General features: G+C 60.5%; 21 protein-coding genes. 13 read left to right on the top strand and 8 right to left on the bottom strand.

Features of this window, described 5'->3' with window-relative positions; genetic code table 11:
- Nucleotides 1–139: 139 nt before the first annotated feature.
- Nucleotides 140–1,033, bottom strand: a complete 894-nt coding sequence (locus HWW83_RS24710) for a helix-turn-helix domain-containing protein (RefSeq protein WP_033642950.1) — start codon at nt 1,031–1,033, stop codon at nt 140–142.
- 365 nt (nt 1,034–1,398) lie between these two features.
- Between HWW83_RS24710 and rsxD the strand changes: the two genes are divergently transcribed.
- From rsxD to dtpA, 5 genes are all read left to right on the top strand, one after another.
- Complete coding sequence (gene rsxD, locus HWW83_RS24705; protein WP_033652582.1) at nt 1,399–2,484, top strand: electron transport complex subunit RsxD; 1,086 nt, start codon at nt 1,399–1,401, stop codon at nt 2,482–2,484.
- Between the two features lie 9 nt (nt 2,485–2,493).
- Entirely contained in the window at nt 2,494–3,123 is a 630-nt protein-coding gene (gene rsxG / locus HWW83_RS24700) for an electron transport complex subunit RsxG (protein WP_033652583.1), read from the top strand.
- The gene (locus HWW83_RS24695; protein WP_033642947.1) at nt 3,120–3,818 is read left to right on the top strand and encodes an electron transport complex subunit E; all 699 of its coding nucleotides are present in this window, start codon (nt 3,120–3,122) and stop codon (nt 3,816–3,818) included. Before rsxG ends, HWW83_RS24695 begins: the two co-directional genes overlap by 4 nt.
- The gene (gene nth, locus HWW83_RS24690; protein ID WP_019455952.1) at nt 3,818–4,459 is read left to right on the top strand and encodes an endonuclease III; all 642 of its coding nucleotides are present in this window, start codon (nt 3,818–3,820) and stop codon (nt 4,457–4,459) included. Before HWW83_RS24695 ends, nth begins: the two co-directional genes overlap by 1 nt.
- 604 nt (nt 4,460–5,063) lie before the next feature.
- Entirely contained in the window at nt 5,064–6,578 is a 1,515-nt protein-coding gene (gene dtpA / locus HWW83_RS24685) for a dipeptide/tripeptide permease DtpA (protein ID WP_033642946.1), read from the top strand.
- Nucleotides 6,579–6,653: 75 nt separating this feature from the next.
- On the opposite strand, the gene HWW83_RS24680 is transcribed toward dtpA, so the two are convergent.
- The gene (locus HWW83_RS24680; RefSeq protein ID WP_096242201.1) at nt 6,654–8,747 is read right to left on the bottom strand and encodes a prolyl oligopeptidase family serine peptidase; all 2,094 of its coding nucleotides are present in this window, start codon (nt 8,745–8,747) and stop codon (nt 6,654–6,656) included.
- A gap of 194 nt (nt 8,748–8,941) precedes the next feature.
- A complete protein-coding gene (locus tag HWW83_RS24675; RefSeq protein ID WP_033642943.1) occupies nt 8,942–9,505 on the bottom strand; it encodes a helix-turn-helix domain-containing protein in 564 nt (187 codons plus the stop codon).
- Between the two features lie 115 nt (nt 9,506–9,620).
- Here HWW83_RS24675 and HWW83_RS24670 point away from each other — a divergent pair, with 115 nt between their 5' ends.
- Both HWW83_RS24670 and HWW83_RS24665 read left to right on the top strand, forming a co-directional pair.
- On the top strand, nt 9,621–10,808 hold the full coding sequence (locus HWW83_RS24670; RefSeq protein WP_163965202.1) for a benzoate/H(+) symporter BenE family transporter: 1,188 nt from the start codon (nt 9,621–9,623) through the stop codon (nt 10,806–10,808).
- A 100-nt stretch (nt 10,809–10,908) separates the two neighbouring features.
- Nucleotides 10,909–11,412, top strand: a complete 504-nt coding sequence (locus tag HWW83_RS24665) for a cupin domain-containing protein (protein ID WP_033652588.1) — start codon at nt 10,909–10,911, stop codon at nt 11,410–11,412.
- Here the strand turns inward: HWW83_RS24665 and HWW83_RS24660 are convergent.
- Nucleotides 11,377–12,231 carry an aminoglycoside phosphotransferase family protein gene (locus HWW83_RS24660; protein ID WP_033642940.1) on the bottom strand — a complete coding sequence of 285 codons (855 nt, stop codon included), beginning with the start codon at nt 12,229–12,231 and terminating at the stop codon, nt 11,377–11,379. The genes HWW83_RS24665 and HWW83_RS24660 overlap by 36 nt on opposite strands.
- Before the next feature lie 181 nt (nt 12,232–12,412).
- Between HWW83_RS24660 and HWW83_RS24655 the strand changes: the two genes are divergently transcribed.
- Complete coding sequence (locus HWW83_RS24655; RefSeq protein ID WP_163965199.1) at nt 12,413–12,793, top strand: RidA family protein; 381 nt, start codon at nt 12,413–12,415, stop codon at nt 12,791–12,793.
- Nucleotides 12,794–12,800: 7 nt separating this feature from the next.
- Here the strand turns inward: HWW83_RS24655 and HWW83_RS24650 are convergent, their stop codons facing one another.
- Complete coding sequence (locus tag HWW83_RS24650) at nt 12,801–13,181, bottom strand: nuclear transport factor 2 family protein (protein ID WP_101453063.1); 381 nt, start codon at nt 13,179–13,181, stop codon at nt 12,801–12,803.
- Nucleotides 13,182–13,457: 276 nt separating this feature from the next.
- On the opposite strand from HWW83_RS24650, the gene HWW83_RS24645 reads away from it, so the two are divergent.
- Nucleotides 13,458–13,727, top strand: a complete 270-nt coding sequence (locus HWW83_RS24645; protein ID WP_033642938.1) for a hypothetical protein — start codon at nt 13,458–13,460, stop codon at nt 13,725–13,727.
- On the opposite strand, the gene HWW83_RS24640 is transcribed toward HWW83_RS24645, so the two are convergent.
- Nucleotides 13,724–14,116, bottom strand: a complete 393-nt coding sequence (locus HWW83_RS24640) for a nuclear transport factor 2 family protein (protein ID WP_033642937.1) — start codon at nt 14,114–14,116, stop codon at nt 13,724–13,726. The two genes, HWW83_RS24645 and HWW83_RS24640, sit on opposite strands and share 4 nt — an antisense overlap.
- Before the next feature lie 200 nt (nt 14,117–14,316).
- On the opposite strand from HWW83_RS24640, the gene HWW83_RS24635 reads away from it, so the two are divergent.
- From HWW83_RS24635 to gstA, 4 genes are all read left to right on the top strand, one after another.
- Nucleotides 14,317–15,012 (top strand): HD domain-containing protein, encoded by a 696-nt coding sequence (locus HWW83_RS24635; RefSeq protein ID WP_080280894.1) that lies wholly within the window; start codon nt 14,317–14,319, stop codon nt 15,010–15,012.
- 95 nt (nt 15,013–15,107) lie between these two features.
- Complete coding sequence (locus HWW83_RS24630; RefSeq protein WP_033642935.1) at nt 15,108–15,371, top strand: YjbD family protein; 264 nt, start codon at nt 15,108–15,110, stop codon at nt 15,369–15,371.
- 362 nt (nt 15,372–15,733) lie between these two features.
- Nucleotides 15,734–16,618 carry a 4-hydroxy-tetrahydrodipicolinate synthase gene (gene dapA / locus HWW83_RS24625; protein ID WP_042784387.1) on the top strand — a complete coding sequence of 295 codons (885 nt, stop codon included), beginning with the start codon at nt 15,734–15,736 and terminating at the stop codon, nt 16,616–16,618.
- A 92-nt stretch (nt 16,619–16,710) separates the two neighbouring features.
- Nucleotides 16,711–17,316 carry a glutathione transferase GstA gene (gene gstA / locus HWW83_RS24620; RefSeq protein WP_033642933.1) on the top strand — a complete coding sequence of 202 codons (606 nt, stop codon included), beginning with the start codon at nt 16,711–16,713 and terminating at the stop codon, nt 17,314–17,316.
- A gap of 39 nt (nt 17,317–17,355) precedes the next feature.
- On the opposite strand, the gene pdxY is transcribed toward gstA, so the two are convergent.
- The gene (pdxY, locus tag HWW83_RS24615) at nt 17,356–18,216 is read right to left on the bottom strand and encodes a pyridoxal kinase PdxY (RefSeq protein ID WP_033652591.1); all 861 of its coding nucleotides are present in this window, start codon (nt 18,214–18,216) and stop codon (nt 17,356–17,358) included.
- An 88-nt stretch (nt 18,217–18,304) separates the two neighbouring features.
- Entirely contained in the window at nt 18,305–19,579 is a 1,275-nt protein-coding gene (tyrS, locus tag HWW83_RS24610) for a tyrosine--tRNA ligase (protein WP_033642931.1), read from the bottom strand.
- Nucleotides 19,580–19,593 lie beyond the last annotated feature (14 nt).

Raw genomic sequence — 19,593 nt, 5'->3', positions numbered from 1 at the left:
CGCCGAAGAAGATCCGCGCAAGGCGGCGGTCGCGGCGGCTATCGCCCGCGCCAAAGCCAAAAAAACCGCCAGAGAATCGCTGGCGGCGGAAACGGAAGACAAATGATGACGGCGGCGCCTGGCCTACGCCGGGCGCCGTTTAATCGATAGAGATCAGATAGGTGTAGTCCACTTCAATCTGACGCAGTTTGGACTCCGGGTTCCACTCTTTGGTTTGAATGATCTCCATTTCCATACTGCCGCGCACCTTATCCTTCAGCCCCGGCATCACATGCGACACCAGATAACCGAAAAACTGCAGACACTCCTTCGCCGTGCCCTTATGGTTGATGGAGATAAACTCGCGGCTCGGCAGATGGATGGTGTCTATCTGATGATTGGAAAGAATGTCCTTTTTATGTTCAGGATCGACCGCCATCACCAGCGTGGACGACAGCTCGTCGCCTTCCCCGGCCTGCGGGCAATAGATGCTGTAAATTCGCCGGCAGTCGACGTGTAACCCCTTGAAGAAGTCATTGAAAATCTCGTCCTTCATCGCCATGCAGGACGCGTACTCCAGCTCTTGTTCGGAGGCGAAATCCAGCCGGCGCGAGAAGCCGACCAGCTGCATCTCGGGCAGCGTCAGCCGCTTCACTTCCGGATAATATCCCGCGCCGTAGCTGGCTTCGAAGTTAAAGCGCGGCATCAGGTTTTTCACGTCCCAGTGCTCCATTGAGCGGTAGCGATTGGGCGTGGTGCCGAAGCGCTGCTTGAACATGCGAGTAAAGGTCTGCTGCGAGTCGAAGCCCAGCTCATCGGAGATGTCGATGATGGAGCGACGGGTGATGCGCAGCGCCACCGCGGCGCGCGTCAGGATGCGCGAACGGATATAGGTGGCGAGTTGAATGCCGGTAATACGCTTGAATTTACGCTGCAGATGCCACTTGGAATAGCCCGAAATACGCGCAACTTCATCCAGGTTTGGCCGTTTCTCCAGATGTATCTCCACCCACTCAATTAGCTCTTCAATAAAAAAAATGTCTTCATTTGTCATTATTATGGATTCACTGACTCAATAATGTTCGCGATAGTAACCTACACGTATTATGTGAAAGTTGTTATTTTGTGCGGAAATCTGGACAAAAATGATATTTCATTCATACGGTTACCCCATTTCCCAGGGGCGATGGCGGCACAAGTTCCACAGACAATTCCTCACGTTAGCCCATTTTCCGGCCAAAAAAAAATCAAATCGCGCCACGCCGATCTCAACGGGTGCGAAAAGCCGAATACCCCTATCATTAAGGCGTATTACCCTCGCATCGAATCAGGTAGAATGCTCGGCTATTATTTTTGCCGCGCCCGCAATTCGGCGCATCGAAACTGCCGCAGGCGCGGCGCAGAAGGTATCGTTACTCTATGAAGTTCAGGCCGGTATCACCCACAGCCGCCAAAGGCTTACACATCGCCAGCTCGCCGTTCACCCACAACCAGCAAAGCACCAGCCGCATTATGCTGTGGGTGATGTTGGCCTGCATTCCCGGCATCGCAGCACAGATTTGGTTCTTCGGTTATGGCGTGCTGATTCAGGTGGCGCTGGCGGCGATCGTCGCGCTGGCCGCAGAAGGCGCGATCCTCAGGCTGCGCAAGCTGCCGGTGCGCAGCCGGCTGGCGGACAACTCCGCCCTGCTGACCGCGCTGCTGCTCGGCATCAGCCTGCCGCCGCTGGCCCCGTGGTGGATGATCGTCATCGGCACCTTCTTCGCCATCGTCATCGCCAAACAGCTGTACGGCGGCCTTGGGCAGAACCCGTTCAATCCGGCGATGGTCGGTTACGTGGTGCTGCTGATCTCCTTCCCGGTGCAGATGACCAGCTGGTTGCCGCCGGATGAGCTACGCGCCACCGCACTGTCGTTCCACGACACGCTGCTGGCGATTTTCAGCGGCCATACCGCTCAGGGCGCGACGCTGCACGAATTGCAGATGGGCGTTGACGGCATCAGCCAGGCTACACCGCTCGACGGCTTCAAAACCGGTTTGCGCAGCGGCCACAGCGTTGAACAAGTGTTGCAGCAGCCGCTGTTCGGCGGCGCGCTGGCGGGCATCGGCTGGCAGTGGGTCAACCTCGGCTTTCTGGCCGGCGGCCTGTTTATGCTGGCGCGCCGCCTGATCCACTGGCAGATCCCCTTCAGCATGTTGGCCGCCATCGCCTTCTGCTCCGGTCTGGCCTGGTGGCTCGATCCGGCGCATCAGGCTTCGCCGCTGATCCACCTGTTCTCCGGCGCCAGCATGCTGGGCGCGTTCTTTATCGCCACCGACCCGGTCAGCGCCTCCACCACGCCGAAGGGCCGTTTAATCTACGGCGCGCTGATCGGCGTGCTGGTCTGGCTGATCCGCGTTTATGGCGGCTACCCTGACGGCGTGGCCTTTGCTGTGCTGCTCGCCAACATCACCGTCCCGTTAATCGACCACTACACGCAGCCGCGCGTGTACGGCCATCGCTAAGGAGCCGCCATGCTGAATTCCATGAGAAAGCACGGCACCACGCTGGCGGTGTTTGCGGCGGTCACCACCGGCCTCACCGCCGTGGTCTACGCCCTGACGAAAACCACCATCGCGCATCAGGCGGCGCTGCAGCAAAAAGCCCTGCTCGATCAGGTGGTGCCGCCGGAAAATTACGACAACGTCATGCAGAACGAATGCTTCCTGGTCAGCGATCCGGCGCTGGGCGACGGCGCGCCACACCGTTTATACCTGGCGCGCAAAAACGGGCAACCGACCGCCGCCGCGCTGGAAACCACCGCGCCGGACGGCTACTCCGGCGCCATCAAGCTGCTGGTCGGCGCCGATTTCAACGGCACGGTACTCGGCACCCGGGTGATTGAACACCATGAAACCCCGGGGCTGGGCGACAAGATCGAACTGCGCATTTCCGACTGGATTTCCTTCTTCAGCGGCAAGAAAATCGAAGGCCCGGACGACAAACGCTGGGCGGTGAAGAAAGACGGCGGCATGTTCGACCAATTCACCGGCGCCACCATCACCCCGCGTGCGGTGGTCAATGCGGTGCGCCGCACGGCGTTGTATATGGAAACGCTGCCGCCTAAACTTGAAAGCTTACCTGCGTGTGGAGCCAGCGAATGAGTGAAGCCAAAGAATTGATCGTCCAGGGGTTGTGGAAGAACAACTCCGCCCTGGTGCAGCTGCTGGGCATGTGCCCGCTGCTGGCGGTGACCTCCACCGTCACCAACGCGCTGGGCCTGGGGCTGGCCACCACGCTGGTGCTGACGCTCACCAACGCCTCCATCTCCGCGGTGCGCCGCTGGGTGCCAAGCGAAGTGCGTATTCCGATCTACGTCATGATCATCGCCGCGGTGGTGAGCATCGTGCAGATGCTGATCAACGCCTATGCCTTCGGTCTGTATCAGTCGCTCGGCATTTTTATTCCGTTGATCGTGACCAACTGCATCGTCGTGGGCCGCGCCGAAGCGGTGGCCGCCAAGAAACCGGTCGGCCTCTCGGCGCTGGACGGCATGGCCATCGGCCTCGGCGCCACCGGCGTCATGGTGACGCTGGGTTCAATGCGCGAGCTGCTGGGCAACGGCACGCTGTTCGACGGCGCCGATCAACTGCTGGGCGGCTGGGCCAAATCGCTGCGCATCGAAGTGGTGCACTTCGACAGCCCGTTCCTGCTGGCCATGCTGCCGCCAGGCGCCTTTATCGGCCTGGGCCTGCTGTTGGCGGTCAAGTATCTGATCGACGAAAGAATGAAGGCGCGCAAAGCCCGCGCCGTGGCGGCGGAACCGCTGCTGGAACAAGGACGTGCTGAGAAGGCCTGATGAACAAGCAGAAGCGACTGGAAATTCTGACCCGGCTGCGCGACAACAATCCGCATCCGACCACCGAGCTGGTGTACACCACGCCATTTGAGCTGCTGATCGCGGTATTGCTGTCTGCGCAGGCCACCGACGTGAGCGTCAACAAGGCGACCGCCAAACTCTATCCGGTCGCCAACACCCCCGCCGCCATGCTGGCGCTGGGGGTTGATGGCGTCAAGGAGTACATCAAGACCATCGGTCTGTTCAACAGCAAGGCCGAAAACGTGATCAAGACCTGCCGCATGCTGCTGGAGCTGCACGGCGGCGAAGTGCCGGAAGATCGCGCCGCGCTGGAGGCGCTGCCGGGCGTTGGCCGCAAAACCGCTAACGTGGTGCTCAACACCGCCTTCGGCTGGGCGACCATCGCCGTGGACACCCATATCTTCCGGGTGTGCAACCGCACCCACTTTGCGCCGGGCAAGAACGTCGATCAGGTGGAGGAGAAACTGTTGAAGGTGGTGCCCGCCGAATTCAAGGTCGATTGCCATCACTGGTTGATCCTGCACGGACGCTACACCTGCATCGCGCGCAAACCGCGCTGCGGCTCCTGCATCATCGAAGACCTGTGCGAATATAAAGAAAAGGTTTATCCGGAATCCTGAGTCAGTTGGGTGCGGCAAACCGCACCCGCCGCGTCCTCTTCCCTCGCCAACGCCGCTTTTTTATCAAAAATGTGATATCGCGCAGCAGTAACCCCGGCGTTATCACGGTTTTCAGTAAGAAACCCATCGCTGCGTTATTTTCAAGCAAAAAATTAGTCGAAAATTGCGGTGAACGTCACGCTTTCGAGATCACAAGGCGTTCACAAATGCCAGCCCCGTTTTCCTAAATTTCTATAATTTTACAAATCGCGCCATATACACAATATTCCAACGGATTAATAACCTCACGCACACTGATGCGCTAAAAAATAGCAATTCAGCAGAATATATCCCTGTTTAAAATTCGTATAGCTTTTAATCAAAACAAAAAATCGATAAACCACTAAAAGCCCAAAGTTAATACTGCATAACATTTGCAACATCGCGGCATAATCCTGCCGGCGTTAAATGTAACCGAATATGACAAACTGCTTGCCACGTTGACAAAGATAGTGAACATTAACCGCCGTCCCCATCCTATAACAACGCAAAAGGATGCCGTTCCGCATCAACTTTTGTACTTTCCCGTCCCCTAAAGACGGGCTGCGAAAAAACAGAGGTACCCGTGTCAACAGCAAACAACCAACACCAGGAGAGCGTGAGCCTTAACGCGTTCAAACAACCGAAAGCATTCTATCTGATCTTCTCGATCGAACTGTGGGAGCGCTTCGGCTATTACGGCCTGCAAGGCATCATGGCGGTTTATCTGGTCAAGATGCTCGGTCTGAGCGAAGCCGACTCCATCACCCTGTTCTCTTCTTTCAGCGCCCTGGTATACGGCTTCGTCGCCATTGGCGGCTGGCTGGGCGACAAGGTGCTGGGCGCCAAACGCGTGATCGTGCTCGGCGCGCTGGTGCTGGCCGCCGGTTACGCCATGGTGGCCTACTCCGGCCACGACATCTTCTGGGTCTACCTGGGCATGGCGACCATCGCCGTGGGCAGCGGCCTGTTCAAGGCCAACCCGTCCTCCCTGCTCTCCACCTGCTATGAGAAAGACGACCCGCGTATCGACGGCGCCTTCACCATGTACTACATGTCGGTGAACATCGGTTCCTTCTTCTCCATGCTGGCTACCCCGTGGCTGGCGGCGAAGTACGGCTGGAGCGTGGCGTTCTCCCTGAGCGTGGTCGGCATGCTGATCACCCTGGTCAACTTTATGATGTGCCACAAGTGGGTGAAGAAAAACGGCTCCAGGCCTGACTTCAAGCCGCTGCATCTGCCGAAACTGCTGATGGTGCTGGTCGGCATCGTGGCGCTGGTCGCCGTGTCCAGCTGGCTGCTGCACAACCAGGTGATCGCGCGCTGGGCGCTGGCCTTCATCTCTGCCGGGATCGTGATCGTGTTCGCCAAGGAAGCCTTCGCCCTGCATGGCGCCGCACGCCGCAAAATGATCGTCGCCTTCCTGCTGATGCTGGAAGCGGTGGTATTCTTCGTGCTGTACAGCCAGATGCCGACCTCGCTGAACTTCTTCGCCATCCACAACGTGGAGCACAGCATCTTCGGCGTCGCCTTCGAGCCGGAGCAGTACCAGGCGCTGAACCCGTTCTGGATCATGCTCGCCAGCCCGATTCTGGCCGCGTTGTATAACAAGATGGGCGATCGCCTGCCGATGCCGCACAAGTTCGCTTTCGGCATGATCCTGTGTTCCTGCGCCTTCCTGGTGCTGCCATGGGGCGCCAGCTTCGCCAACGAACAGGGCATCGTGTCGGTCAACTGGCTGATCCTGAGCTACGCGCTGCAGAGCATCGGCGAGCTGATGATTTCCGGTCTGGGTCTGGCGATGGTGGCGCAGCTGGTGCCGCAGCGTCTGATGGGCTTCATCATGGGTTCCTGGTTCCTGACCACCGCCGCCGCGGCGCTGATCGCCGGTAAAGTCGCCGGTCTGACCGCCGTCCCTAGCGATATCAACGACGCGCACGCTTCACTGGCCATCTACAGCCATGTGTTTATGCAAATCGGCATCGCCACCGCCGTCATCGCCATCCTGATGATGCTGACCGCGCCGAAACTGTACCGCATGACGCTGGACACCAGCGAAGACCTGAATCAGAAAGCGCAGGAAGCCACGGCGGCCCACTGATCGCCGGCGGATTGAGCGTAAATAGAAACGCCGGGGTTAACCCCCGGCGTTTTTTTATGCCCGCAAGAAACGTGTTTACGCTGGCTTGCGCTTGCCGCTCAGGTTAGCCCACATGAATTCGCTCACCAGCGCGCTGTGGAACGCCGCCTGTTGCTTGTCGGCGGCGGCACTGTGCCCACCCTCGGTATTTTCGTAGAAGTAAGCCTGCTGATACCCCATCGCCTGCATGCGCGCCGCCATTTTGCGCGCGTGGGCCGGGTTGACCCGATCGTCGCTGGTGGCGGTATAGAACAGCACCGGCGGATAGGCCGTTTTCGCCTGAATATTGTGGTACGGCGAGAAGGTTTTGATATAGGCCCACTGCTCCGGCTTGCTCGGATCGCCGTATTCCGCGATCCACGACGCGCCGGCAGAGAGTTGGGTATAGCGCTGCATGTCCAACAGCGGCACTTCGCAGACGATGCAGCCGAACAGCTGCGGATACAGCGTCAGCATATTGCCTACCAGCAGGCCGCCGTTGCTGCCGCCGCGCGCGCCGAGATGCGGCGCGGAAGTCACCTTGCGAGCGAACAGGTCTTCGGCCACGGCGGCGAAATCCTCATAGGCGCGATGACGATTCTGCTTGAGCGCCGCCTGATGCCAGGCCGGACCATATTCACCGCCGCCCCGAATGTTGGCCACCACGTATACCCCGCCGCGCTCCAGCCAGGCCGGCGCCTTGCCGCCCAGATAGCCCGGCAGCAGCGGCACTTCAAACCCGCCGTAGCCGTACAGCAGCGTCGGCGTGCTGCCGTCCAGCTTGAGATCTTTGGCGGCGATCTGGAAATACGGCACGCGGGTGCCGTCCTTGGAGCGCGCGTAATGCTGGCTGACCTGATAGCCGGCGGCGTCAAAGTCCTGCGGCGCCTGTTTCAGCAGCGTCGCTTCCCCGCCGTCGAGGTTGCCCATATACAGCGAGGTCGGCTGCAGGAACCCGCTGACCGTCAGGAAATAGGCGTTGCTCTCGTCGTCGATGCCGCCGGCGGAAAGGGTGCTGATGGCGCCGGGGTTGCCCAGCGGGCGACGTTGCCAGCTGCCGCCCTGCGGCGTCAGCACTTCCAGTCGGTTGACCACGTTATCCATGATGCTGAGGATCAGGTGATCGCGAGTGCCGCTGTAGCCGCTCAGCGCCTGCTCCGCCGTCGGGGTAAACAGCGGCTGCAGCTCGCGCTTGCCCGCCAGATAGTCGTCGAAATTGGCCGCCAACAGCGAGCCGGACGGATAGCGCTTGCCGCCCACGTCCCAATCGCTGCTCGGCTTGATCAGCAGCCATTCCCGATGCGTATCCAGCTCGGCGTCGGCGGGGATGTCGATTTTTTTCTGCCGGCCGTCCTGAGTCAGCAAGAAATAGTCGCGGCGGTAGAAGTCCAGGCTGCGGCCGACGAAATCGCGCTCAAAGCCCGGCGTGCGGTCGTGATAGGCGAAGACCGCCATGTCCTCGGGCTGCGCTTCGTACAGCGTTTCGGCGGCGCTCAGCGGCGTGCCGCGCCGCCAGCGTTTGGCGATGCGCGCGTAGCCGGACTGGGTCATCGAGCCGGGGCCGAAATCGGTGGCGATGAACAGCGTGTCCCGATCGACCCAGGAAACCCGGCTTTTCGCCACCGGCACGTTGAAACCCTCTTTGACGAAGCGTTTGGCCACCAGATCGAATTCGCGGATTTCGGTGGCGTCACCGCCGTCCGGCGACAGCTGCATCAGGCAATAACGGTATTCCGGCGCCAGCGGCTGCGAGCCCTGATAAACCCAATCCTTGCCCTCCGCCTTGCCCAGCGCATCGATATCCAGCACCGTCTCCCAGGCCGGTTTGGCCTTGCGGTACTCGTCCAGCGTGGCGCGTCGCAGCAGGCCACGCGGGTTGGCCTGATCCTGCCAGAAGTTGTAATAGTACTCGCCGCGTTTGCTCACCCACGGGATCTGGGTGTCTTTATTGAGGATATCCAGGACTTCGCGCTCAATGCGCTGAAAGTCTTCGCCCTGGCCGAAACGTGCCACGGTGCGCTGATTTTCCTGCTGCACCCATTGCAGCGCTTTTTTACCCTGCAGCTCTTCCAGCCACAGGAATTCATCGCCGGCGGCCGCGCCGCCCTCCGCCGCCATCGCCAGGCGGATACTGTTGGGTAATGAAGTCATCGCGAATACGGCTCCTGCGGTTTGCGCACTGAGTTTAATAAACTGACGTCGATTGGTGACCGGCAAAATCAAGCTCCTTTTGAGTCGGCTGCAACGCCGCCCCGTCATGGGCGACAGCCTGTGAAATAAGAGTCATTTTCAACAAGGTAGGCGTTTGGCGGCGCGGAGTCAAAGCCCGCGGCCGCCGCGTTGAGTCAGGATTGAGGATAGTGGATCAGATCGTGGATACGCACCGTGTGTGAACCGGCGTTGCGGTAGGCATGCGGCCGATCGGCCTGAAAGCGCATCGCCTCGCCGGCCGCCAGGCTGTGCCACTCGCCGTCTATCGCCAATTCCAACCGGCCGCTGATCACGATCACATGCTCAATCACGCCCGGCTCATGCGGCGACGATTCGCTGAGCGCGCCCGGCGCGAGATCGATGACGAACATGTCGAAACCCAGCTGGCGATCGTAGGGAAACAGCGGCACCACGCGCATATCGGCGTTGTCCTGATCGTACACCGGCAGTTCGCCGTAGCGGTGCAGCGTCGCCTGCTGCTGCGCGGGCGACGCCTCAAGAAAGGCGGAGAACGCCACGTTGAAACCGGTAGCGATCTTCCACAGCGTCGCCACCGTCGGGCTGGATTCGCCGCGCTCAATCTGCCCAAGCATCGCCTTGCTGACGCCGGTGTATTCCGCCGCCTGCGTCAGGCTCCAGCCGCGCTGCGCGCGCAGCGTGCGAAGGGTGTGCGCCAAATGGCCGGCAAGTTCCTGCATCCTGTTCTCCTCTGCGTATCGCGCTCGATTATACCCGCTTGTGCGCTATAGCGCACGGTGCTATGCTGATTTCTTACCGTGCGTTATAACGCACACTCACCGATTGGAGCTCCTCATGCGCCCAGCCCTCTCCTTGCGCCATCTGACCCTGCCCGCCGTCATGGCCGGCTTTGTCGCCGTTCTGGTCGGCTACACCAGCTCTGCCGCCATCATTTTCCAGGCCGCCGCCGCCGCAGGCGCCACGCCGGCGCAGATCGGCGGCTGGCTGAGCGCGCTGGGGATCGCGATGGGCGTCACCTCGCTGGGACTGTCGCTTTACTACCGCACCCCGATCCTCACCGCTTGGTCGACGCCCGGCGCAGCGCTGCTGGTCACCAGCCTGCCCGGCACGCCGATCAATGAGGCGATCGGAGTGTTCATCTTCGCGTCGGGCCTGATCCTGCTGTGCGGCGTCACCGGGCTGTTCGCCCGCCTGATGGATTATATTCCGCAGGCGATTTCTGCCGCGATGTTGGCGGGGATCCTGCTGCGTTTCGGGCTGGACGCCTTCGCTTCGCTGCAGCTCAATTTCCTCCTCAGCGCCGGTATGGGCCTGGCCTATCTGCTCAGCCGCCGTTACCTGCCGCGCTACGCCATCGTACTGACGCTGGCGATTGGGCTGGCGATCGCCGCGCTACAGGGCGATATCCATCTGGCGCAACAGGCGCCGGCGGTCGCCGTGCCGGAATTTATCGCGCCGCATTTCAGCTGGCCGACGCTGCTCGGCATCGGCGTGCCCTTCTTCGTGGTCACCATGGCTTCACAGAACGCCCCCGGGATCGCTACGCTGCAGGCGGCGGGCTACCGTGTCCCCACCTCACCGCTGATCGCCTGGACGGCGCTGACCGCGCTGCTGCTGGCGCCATTCGGCGGTTTCTCGGTGTGCATCGCCGCCATTACCGCCGCCATTTGCATGGGGCCGGACGTGCATCCCGATCCACAGCGGCGCTATATGGGCGCGGTGGCCGCCGGCGGCTTCTATTTGTTGGCCGGGTTGTTCGGCGGCGCCATCGGCCTGCTGTTCAGCGCGTTGCCGGTCGCCTTGATCCACACCATCGCCGGGCTGGCGCTGCTCGGCACCATCGGCGGCAGCCTGCAACGCGCGCTGCATGATGAAAAACAGCGCGACGCGGCGCTGATCGCCTTCCTCATCACCGCCTCCGGCGTCACGTTGCTCGGCATCGGTTCGGCATTCTGGGGCATTGTCGGCGGCGCCATCGCGCATCTGCTGCTGTCGCTGCCGCGGCGAACCACCGTGACGTAACGGGCGGTCTACATTGACAAGCGGCGCCGTGGCGCCTTCACTTTCTCTGTCGTCTGAATGTCAATTCACATAATAAGTGACGCCGTCACCAAGGAAGCTTATGACCGAGAAAGCCGCGCTGTTAGCCCAGCGCTTGATACGCAATGTCGAACAGGTAGAGATGAAGCATGACCGGCGGCCGCCGCTGTATGACAGCGTCGGCGCTCGTCTCGGCACCGGCACCGCCGCCGACAAGCTGGGCGCCTCCTTCGATTGTGTGGCGCCAGGCATGCGTTCCTGCCCCTATCATTTTCACTACGCTCAGGAGGAAATGTTCATCATTCTGGAAGGCAGCGGAACGCTGCGGGTAGCCGGAGAAATGCTGCCGATCGTCAGCGGAGATGTCATTTTCATTCCGCCTGGCCCGGAATACCCGCACCAGATCATCAACACCTCCGACGCGCCGCTGAAGTATCTGTCCGTCAGCACGCGCGAACAGCCGGAAGTGGTGATGTATCCGGACTCAGGCAAATACCAGGCGATGGCGCGCGGCAATGACGGCGAGCAGGTGCGTTATCTGCAGCGCCCTTCAGCCTCGCTCGATTACTGGCAGGATGAACCCTGAATCGCCGTCCGGCAACGTGAGATCCAGCGCGCGCGCCGCCAGTTCAGCGACGCGAAAATCAATGTCCGCCGCCTGCCCGTCTTCCATAAACCAGGCGGCGGAAAGCCCCGACCAGGCCAGGATCCATTGCAGCAGACGCCGGCGATCCAGCCCGGCCAACCGGCACACCTGTTCCACGCGGCGATGGAAAATGGCCGGATCGGTGGCGACGCCGTAGTTAGGATTGCAGAAGATGTTGGCGTAATCGAAGCCCCGTTCACCGTACAAACGCTTGGGATCGATCGCCAGCCAACCGCGTGCGCCAAAGTCCAGCACATTGTCATGGTGGATATCCCCGTGCAACACGCTTTCTTCTCGCGGGCTGCTCAACAGCTCCGCCGCCGCCGTGGCGCTGAGACGCAGCATGCCGCCGTGCGCCTGGGCCGCTGGCCACAGCGAGCTGAACCACTCCTGCAACGGGATAAGCTCAGGCAACGGCGCCGCCCGCGGCGCATGCAAGGCGGCGATCGCCCGGCACAGGATCTGCGTGGCTTGTTCATCGTCGCCGTCACGCACCAGCTGCGCCAACGACCCTTCGCCCTGCGCGCGCTCCAGCAAAATGCCGTCGTCGTGCCACGCCAGCACCTGCGCGGCGCCTTCTCCACGCCACCAGCACATCAGCTGCCCGCCGAAGCGCTCCTCCTGCTCGCGGGCGATCTTCAGCATGGCCGCCGCGCCCCGGTAACGCACCGGCATCAATAGACTGCTGTGGGTTTCGAAGGCTTTGCCGTCCTGCTCCAGCCGCCAGCGCTGCAGGTAAGGCGTAAAAAGCGGGTTCATCGTCTCTGCGTCCTTGTTGCCGATCTGCGCCGCACTGTCACATTCGCGTGAGAGACGGCGTATAACATAAAGGGGGATGATTCTCTCAGATATCATCGGCGTGCGGCGCTTTGCCGCGTTTTCTCCAGTATCCTAACCAAGTTTGTCGATTTTATTAACCGGTCTTGCGCGGGGTTTGACCATGACATCATTAAAACGCATTAATTATCCGCAATTGCCTACGCCGGGTGGCCCTTATGTGCACGCCGTGCGCCACAGCGATCGCCTGTACGTATCTGGCTTGACGGCCTTCGCCACCGACGCGCAGGGCTTGAGCGCGCCGCAGCAAACGCAGGAGATCCTTGAGCAATTGGCGACCATCGCCGCCAGCGAAGGCGTCAATCTCAAGGCATTGATTAAAATCAGCGTGTTCCTGACCGACATCGCCGATCTGGCGAGCGTGCGCCCGGTGCTGTTTGACTATTTCGACGGCGCGCTGCCGGCCTGTTCTTTGATGGCGGTCAGCGCGTTGTTCTCACCCGCAGTGTGCGTAGAGATAGAGGCGGTGATGGCGTTGCAATAAGGCGCGGCTAGAGCGCGCCTTCGTCCGGCACGCAGGGGCCGATCTTGAACCAGGCTTTGGCGATCCGCCCCTGTTCCACTTCGTAAATGGCGATGACATCCATTTTGCCGCGCCCCTGCGGGAAGTTACGCGTCACCACCTCCTGATCGACCACCATATTCCCCACCGCCATGCGTTTTATTCGTTCGCCGTACAGGCTCGGCTCGCGAAAGCGCGCCAGATGCCGTTCGCGGATCGCCGCCTTGCCGCTGGCCAGCAGCGTGTCGGGGTGTTCGTAATACTGCGCGTCATCCGCCCAACAGGCCATAAAGGCCTCGATATCGCGGGCGTTATAGGCGTCAAGCTGTTGTTGAACCACATCCTCCGGGCGTGCCGTCTTATCGTTCATCATGTTCTCCTGCCGAAGTTAACCGCCGCATGCGTCGAACCCATCACGTTAACCGCCCAGTGCTACGGCTTGATGATACAGCGCTAATTGAATAAAAACACGAAAATAGCGAATAAATAACCTATCACACCCGATAAACAATACCAGCGTCCGCGCATAAATTTTCCGCGTACTCCGGGGAACGCTGAAAACCGCCTGACGGCGTGCGTTAATCTTTGCGGCAGTTGGGAGGATTCTGCTAATTTAGCGTGAACAGCCTGATGATAACGAAACGCTATGCAGCAAAAACCGGTGTTGGACGAAGCCAGACAGTTAAAACGACTCAACGCCGCCACGCGGCGCCAATCCCATATGTACAAATGGATCGCGCTGATTGCTGCGCTGGATGCGCTGTTGGTGTTTTGGTATGACCGGGATATGCGCAACGTCACCTTCTCGGGAGCGGTTGCGCTGGTGTGCGGCTATTTGTGGATCCGCGATCGCAACAAGGCTCGGGGTTACCGGCGCGAGTTTGACCGCAAATTCGGCAAGCACAGCGGCGATTAAGGCTGCATCGCTTCCAGCACTTTAGCGCTGTCGACAATCTGCACGAACTTCACGATCTTGCCGGCGCGCACCGTATAAATATGCGCAAAGGAGGCGCTGAATGCTTTGCCGGTGGCCCGGTAAGTGCCGTGATAAAAACCCTGAGCAATCACGTTGTCGCCGGCGTCGTAAAAGTGATCGACATCGGCGCGGTAACCTTGCCATTCGCTGCCCAAACGCTGATGCACGTTCTTGATGATATTCTCCGGGCCGATATAGGTACCGGCGTAAGGGAAACCGGCGGCTTCGGTCCACTCGGCATCGGGGGCCAGCGCCGCCAGCAGATTACGGCCGTTTTCTTCGGAACTGCCTTCGTAAGTCGCGCGCACTATCTCAAGAGGGGTTGGCATGTCTCTTCTCCCATGGCTGATAAGGATATTCCGACCATCTCCGCGGACACAGGCTCTCACCAGGCGGAGACGGCGGAATGCGGCTATTCTAGGTTGCTTGTTTCGCTGCAAAAACCGCAGTTGTGACAATAGTAGGTTGCACTTTAGTAAACAATAGTCGTCTTCTGTCATTCCCTCGACCTCCGACGCGACTATGCTGATTGCCCGATTTCCCCCAACAGGAGCTGAACGTGTCTTTACCCCCGCTGACGCAAGAGCTGTTACAACCGTTTTCCCCCTACCAGACGCTGGCGCAAACGCTGCTGCCGCTCACCCTCGAATCGGACGATGGCTCGCACGATGTGGCGCACCTGCACCGAGTCTGGAAGAACTGCCGCCGCATCAGCAAGCTGGAAGGCGGCGACCGGCGCATTCTCTGCGCGGCGGTGCTGCTGCATGACGCCGTGGCGGTGGAAAAGAATTCGCCGCAGCGTCACCTGGCTTCGCGCATGGCGGCGCAGCAAGCCACGCTGACGCTGACCCGGCTCGAATGGTCGCCGGCGGACATCGCGGCGGTGGCCCACGCTATCGAAGCACACAGTTTTTCCGCCGGCATCCCCCCGCAAACGCTGGAAGCGAAGATCCTGCAGGACGCCGATCGTCTCGACGCCATTGGCCTGATTGGCGTAGCCCGCTGCTTCTATATCGGCGGCCGCATGCGCAGCGCGCTGTATGACGCTGCGGATCCGCGGGCCGAACATCGTCAATACGATGACAAGCGTTTCAGCCTGGATCACTTCGAAACCAAGCTCTTCAAGCTGCAAGACGGCTTCCAGACCGCCGCCGGGCGACAGATGGCCGAGCAGCGCACCGAACGGATGCGGCGCTTTGTCGACGATCTGCTGGAAGAGGTGTAACCTGGGCTTACGGGGCATTTTCGTTATGCCCATAACATTTTCGGTCACATAACACCGTTAAACTGAAAGCCAACTTCACCGAACGGGCGGCAAAGATGAAAAAGTTGACGTTGAAAGAGATGACGGAAAGCGAGCAACGAGAAGTCAAAACCGAGCTGGACAAAGCGCGTAAAAGCCACGGCCGGCCGCTGACCAACGCCGAACAGCACAAGGTCAAAGATGAAGTGGTGGCGCGCATCATGGCCGCCAGAGCGAAGCTCGCCAAGGCAGAGCGCGCGGAACGCAAGGCCAACCGCTACCGGCCAAGCGGCGACACCTTCAGCTGGTCCGCCACCATCGGTACCCGCCCGCCGCGCTGAATCAGCCAAACAATCCCCGCCGCCGCGGGGATTGTCGTTTATTAGCCAAACTCATCTGCCCTCACCCATCATGAATAACAATGTTATCAATCTGTTGTAAATTGACAGCCTGATGAAGAATATTCATTATCACCTCCACATCCTCTTTTCACGAGACTGCCATGGCCTATCCGCGCAACGTTAATACACCGATTCTCCCGGCGTTGCCCGTTGGCGGTTTGGCGGCGGTTACATCGAAGAAACAGACGCTCATTTGACCGGGGCGAGCTGTCCCGTCAGATGAGCTGACTGGATGGCCTGCAACGCCCCGCCTTCAATTTTCTCATCTGGCTTCTCTGTCGGTCACACAGAAGGAATATTTTATGGCCTCATTTTCGGGTATTTGGGTGGCGATGGTTACCCCTTTCAATCAAGATGCCGTCGATCTGCCGGCGGTTAAACGCCTGGCGCGGCACCTGCTCGACGCCGGCATCGACGGCCTGGTGGTCTGCGGCTCTACCGGTGAAGCCGCCGCGCTGAGCAAGGAAGAACAGCTGGCGGTGCTCGACGCCGTTCTGGAGGTGGCGCCCGCCCATCAGGTGGTGATGGGCCTTTCCGGCAATAACATGGCCGCCACGCTGCAGATGCAGCAAGCCATTCAACTGCGCGACATCGCCGGCGTGCTTATCCCGGCGCCTTACTACATCCGCCCTTCGCAATGCGGCCTGATAGACTATTTCACCCAGTTGGCCGACGCCTCCACCGTGCCGGTGATCCTGTACAACATTCCGCAGCGCACCGGCATCGCCATGGAGCTGGCCACGCTGCGCCGGCTCGCACGTCACCCGCGCATCACCGCCATCAAGGATTGCGGCGGCAACCCTGACGCCACCATGGCGCTGATCGCCGACGGCGAAATCGATGTGATGACCGGGGAAGACAATCTGATCCTCACCACGCTGTGCCTCGGCGGCACCGGCGCCATCTCCGCCGCCGCGCATGTTCACCCGGAACGTTTCGTCCAGCTGGTGCAGCAAGTCGCCGCCGGCGATCTGGCCGCGGCGCGCAGCAACTTCTATGAGCTGTTGCCGATGATCCACCAGATGTTCAGCTTCCCGAATCCGGCGCCGGTCAAGACCGTGCTGGCCCAACAGGGGCTGATCGCTAACGAACTGCGCTCGCCGATGCAGGTGGCGCCGCAGGCGCTGCAGCAGCAGATCGCCGCGACGCTGGCGCAGCTGCAGCCCGCCGAGGCGATAGTCGGTTAAATTTGTTAGCTAAGCCGCTGTAATTTTGGCGCTGTGGGACTACGATGAGAGGTTAAGCATGCCCGTCATTCGTCATCAACAAGGAGCTTCCGATGAAACTGTTCTATAAAGCCGGCGCCTGTTCGCTGTCCCCGCATATCGTGCTGCGTGAGGCAGGGCTGGATTTTACGGCGGAGAAGGTCGATCTGGCGCAGAAGAAAACCGAGAGCGGCGCCGATTACCTCGCCATCAACCCCAAGGGACAGGTACCGGCGCTGCTGCTGGATGACGGCAGCCTGCTGACCGAAGGCGTGGCGATCGTGCAATACCTGGCGGACCGCGTGCCGGACCGTAACCTGATCCCGGCGGCGGGCACCCTGTCGCGCTACCACGCGATCGAATGGCTGAACTACATCGCCACCGAGCTGCACAAAGGGTTCAGCCCGCTGTTCAACCCGAAGACGCCCGAGGAATATAAAGCCATCGCGCGCGCCAGGCTGGAGCAGCAGTTCAGCTATCTGGATTCGGTACTGGCGAAGCAGCACTTCCTGTTGGGAAGCCGTTTCAGCGTGGCCGACGCCTACCTGTTCACCGTGCTGCGCTGGGCATTCGCCCTGCAGTTCGATGTGCGCAAGCACGCCCATCTGGCGGCCTGGTTCGATCGCGTTGCGGCGCGCCCGGCGGTAGATGCGGCGCTGAACGCCGAAGGATTGAAGTAAGGTTCAGCCCCGGCGGCTCTCGCCGGGGCCCGATGCCGCTTACAGTTTTACCGCACTGAACTCGCTGCGCGGCTGCACGATCCGATCCTGTGCCGCCACCACCTGCAATTCATACTCGCCCATCGCCTGCGTGGTCAGCATCACCTCATACACGGCGGCGGTCACGTGCTCCAGCGCTTTATCCAGCGCCTCGCCCTTCAGCAGATCCACCAGCAGCAGACCACTGGTCAAATCGCCGACGCCGACCGGCTGACGCGCCCCGAAGTCCACCAGCGGCCGGCTGATGTGCCAGGCTTCGTCCGCCGTCACCAGCAGCATTTCGAAACAGTCGGTGTGATAGCCGGCACGGGCCAGGTGCTTGACCAGCACCAATCGCGGCCCCTTGGCGATCAGCGATCGAGCGGCCTGCACCGCGTCGTCCACGTTGGCGACGGCCATCTGGCTCAGCATTTCCAGCTCCAGCAGGTTCGGCGCCACCATGTCGCTGCACGGCAACGCCTGACGGCAGTGAAACTCGGCCACCCCCGGCGCCACGATGCAGCCCTTTTCAGGATGTCCCATCACCGGATCGCAGAAATACCAGGCGTTCGGATTCGCCTGCTTAACCTGACGCACGATCGCCAGAATATGGTCACCCTGCTCCGGCGAACCGATATAACCGCTCAGCACCGCATCACAGCGTTTCAGTTGATCGATATTGGCGATGCCCTGCGCGATCTCGCTCAGGTGGCTGGCCGGCATGACGCAGCCGGTCCACTGACCGTATTGCGTATGGTTGGAGAACTGCACCGTGTTCAGCGGCCAGACGTTGACGCCCATGCGACGCATCGGAAACTCCGCCGCACTGTTGCCGGCGTGACCAAACACCACGTGCGACTGGATAGAAAGAATGTTTTTCATCGACAGAACTCGTTGGGAATGCGGCAGCCAGCCTGGCGGCTGCCCAAAAAGAAAGGGGCCGCCTGGGCCCCTTACCATCATTATACGCTTACTGCCAGTCCACCAGGCAGTAGTGTTTCTTGCCGCGGCGCAGCAGCGTGTAACGGCCAAACAGACGGTCCGCATCGCTGAAGCGGTATTCGGCATCCGACTGTTTCTCGCCGTTGATGGTCACCGCGTTGGAACCGATCATGGTGCGCGCCTGGCCACGTGACGGCACCAGTTCAGCATTCACCAGCGCCTGCTGCAGATCGGCGTCGCGCTCAAGTTTGATGGTCGGCATGCCGTCCTGCGCCAGCTGGGCGAAGTCCGCTTCGGTCATGTCATGCAGCGCGCCGGAGAACAGGCTCTGGGTGATGCGCTTGGCAGCCGCCAGGCCTTCCGCACCGTGCACCATGCCGGTCACTTCTTCCGCCAGCACGTACTGGGCGCGCGGCGCCTTGCCGCTGTTCTTGTCTTCTTCTTCCAGCGCGTTGATCTCTTCCAGGCTCATGAAGGTGAAGAACTTCAGGAAGCGGTAAACGTCGGCGTCGGCGGTGTTGATCCAGAACTGGTAGAACTTGTACGGGCTGGTTTTTTCCGGCGCCAGCCAGACCGCGCCGCCTTCGGTTTTACCGAACTTGGTGCCGTCTGCCTTGGTGATCAATGGCACGGTCAGGCCGAACACCTGCTTCTGATGCTGACGACGCGTCAGATCGATACCCGAGGTGATGTTGCCCCACTGATCGGAACCGCCGATCTGCAGTTCCACCTGGTGGCGGTTGTACAGCTCGGAGAAATCGAAGCCCTGCAGCAGGTTGTAGGAGAACTCGGTGAAGGAGATGCCGGAGTCGTCGCGATTCAGGCGCTGCTTGACCGCTTCCTTGTTGATCATCTGGTTGACGGAGAAGTGCTTGCCGATATCACGCAGGAAGGTCAGCACGTTCATGCCGCCGAACCAGTCGTAGTTGTTGGCCGCGATAGCGCTGTTGCTGCCGCAGTCGAAATCGAGGAACGGGGAAACCTGTTTACGGATCTTCTCCACCCACTCGTTCACCGTATCGGTGGTGTTCAGCTTGCGCTCCGCCGCTTTGAAGCTCGGATCGCCGATGAGGCCAGTGGCGCCGCCCACCAGCGCTACCGGTTTGTGGCCGGCCAGCTGGAAGCGCTTCAGGCACAACAGAGGAACCAGATGGCCCAAATGCAAGCTGTCAGCGGTCGGATCGAAACCGCAATACAGTGCAATTGGCCCTTGCGCCAGTCGCTCCGCTAACGCTTCCTCATCCGTAACCTGGGCAACGAGGCCCCGCTCTTGCAGTTGTTTAATCAAGTTGCTGCTTGCCATCAATGACTCCATGT

The sequence above is a fragment of the Serratia ureilytica genome (assembly GCF_013375155.1).
Lineage (GTDB): Bacteria > Pseudomonadota > Gammaproteobacteria > Enterobacterales > Enterobacteriaceae > Serratia > Serratia ureilytica.
The sequence above is the reverse complement of the archived record's forward strand: the minus strand, read 5'-3'. Positions and strand labels throughout refer to the sequence as shown.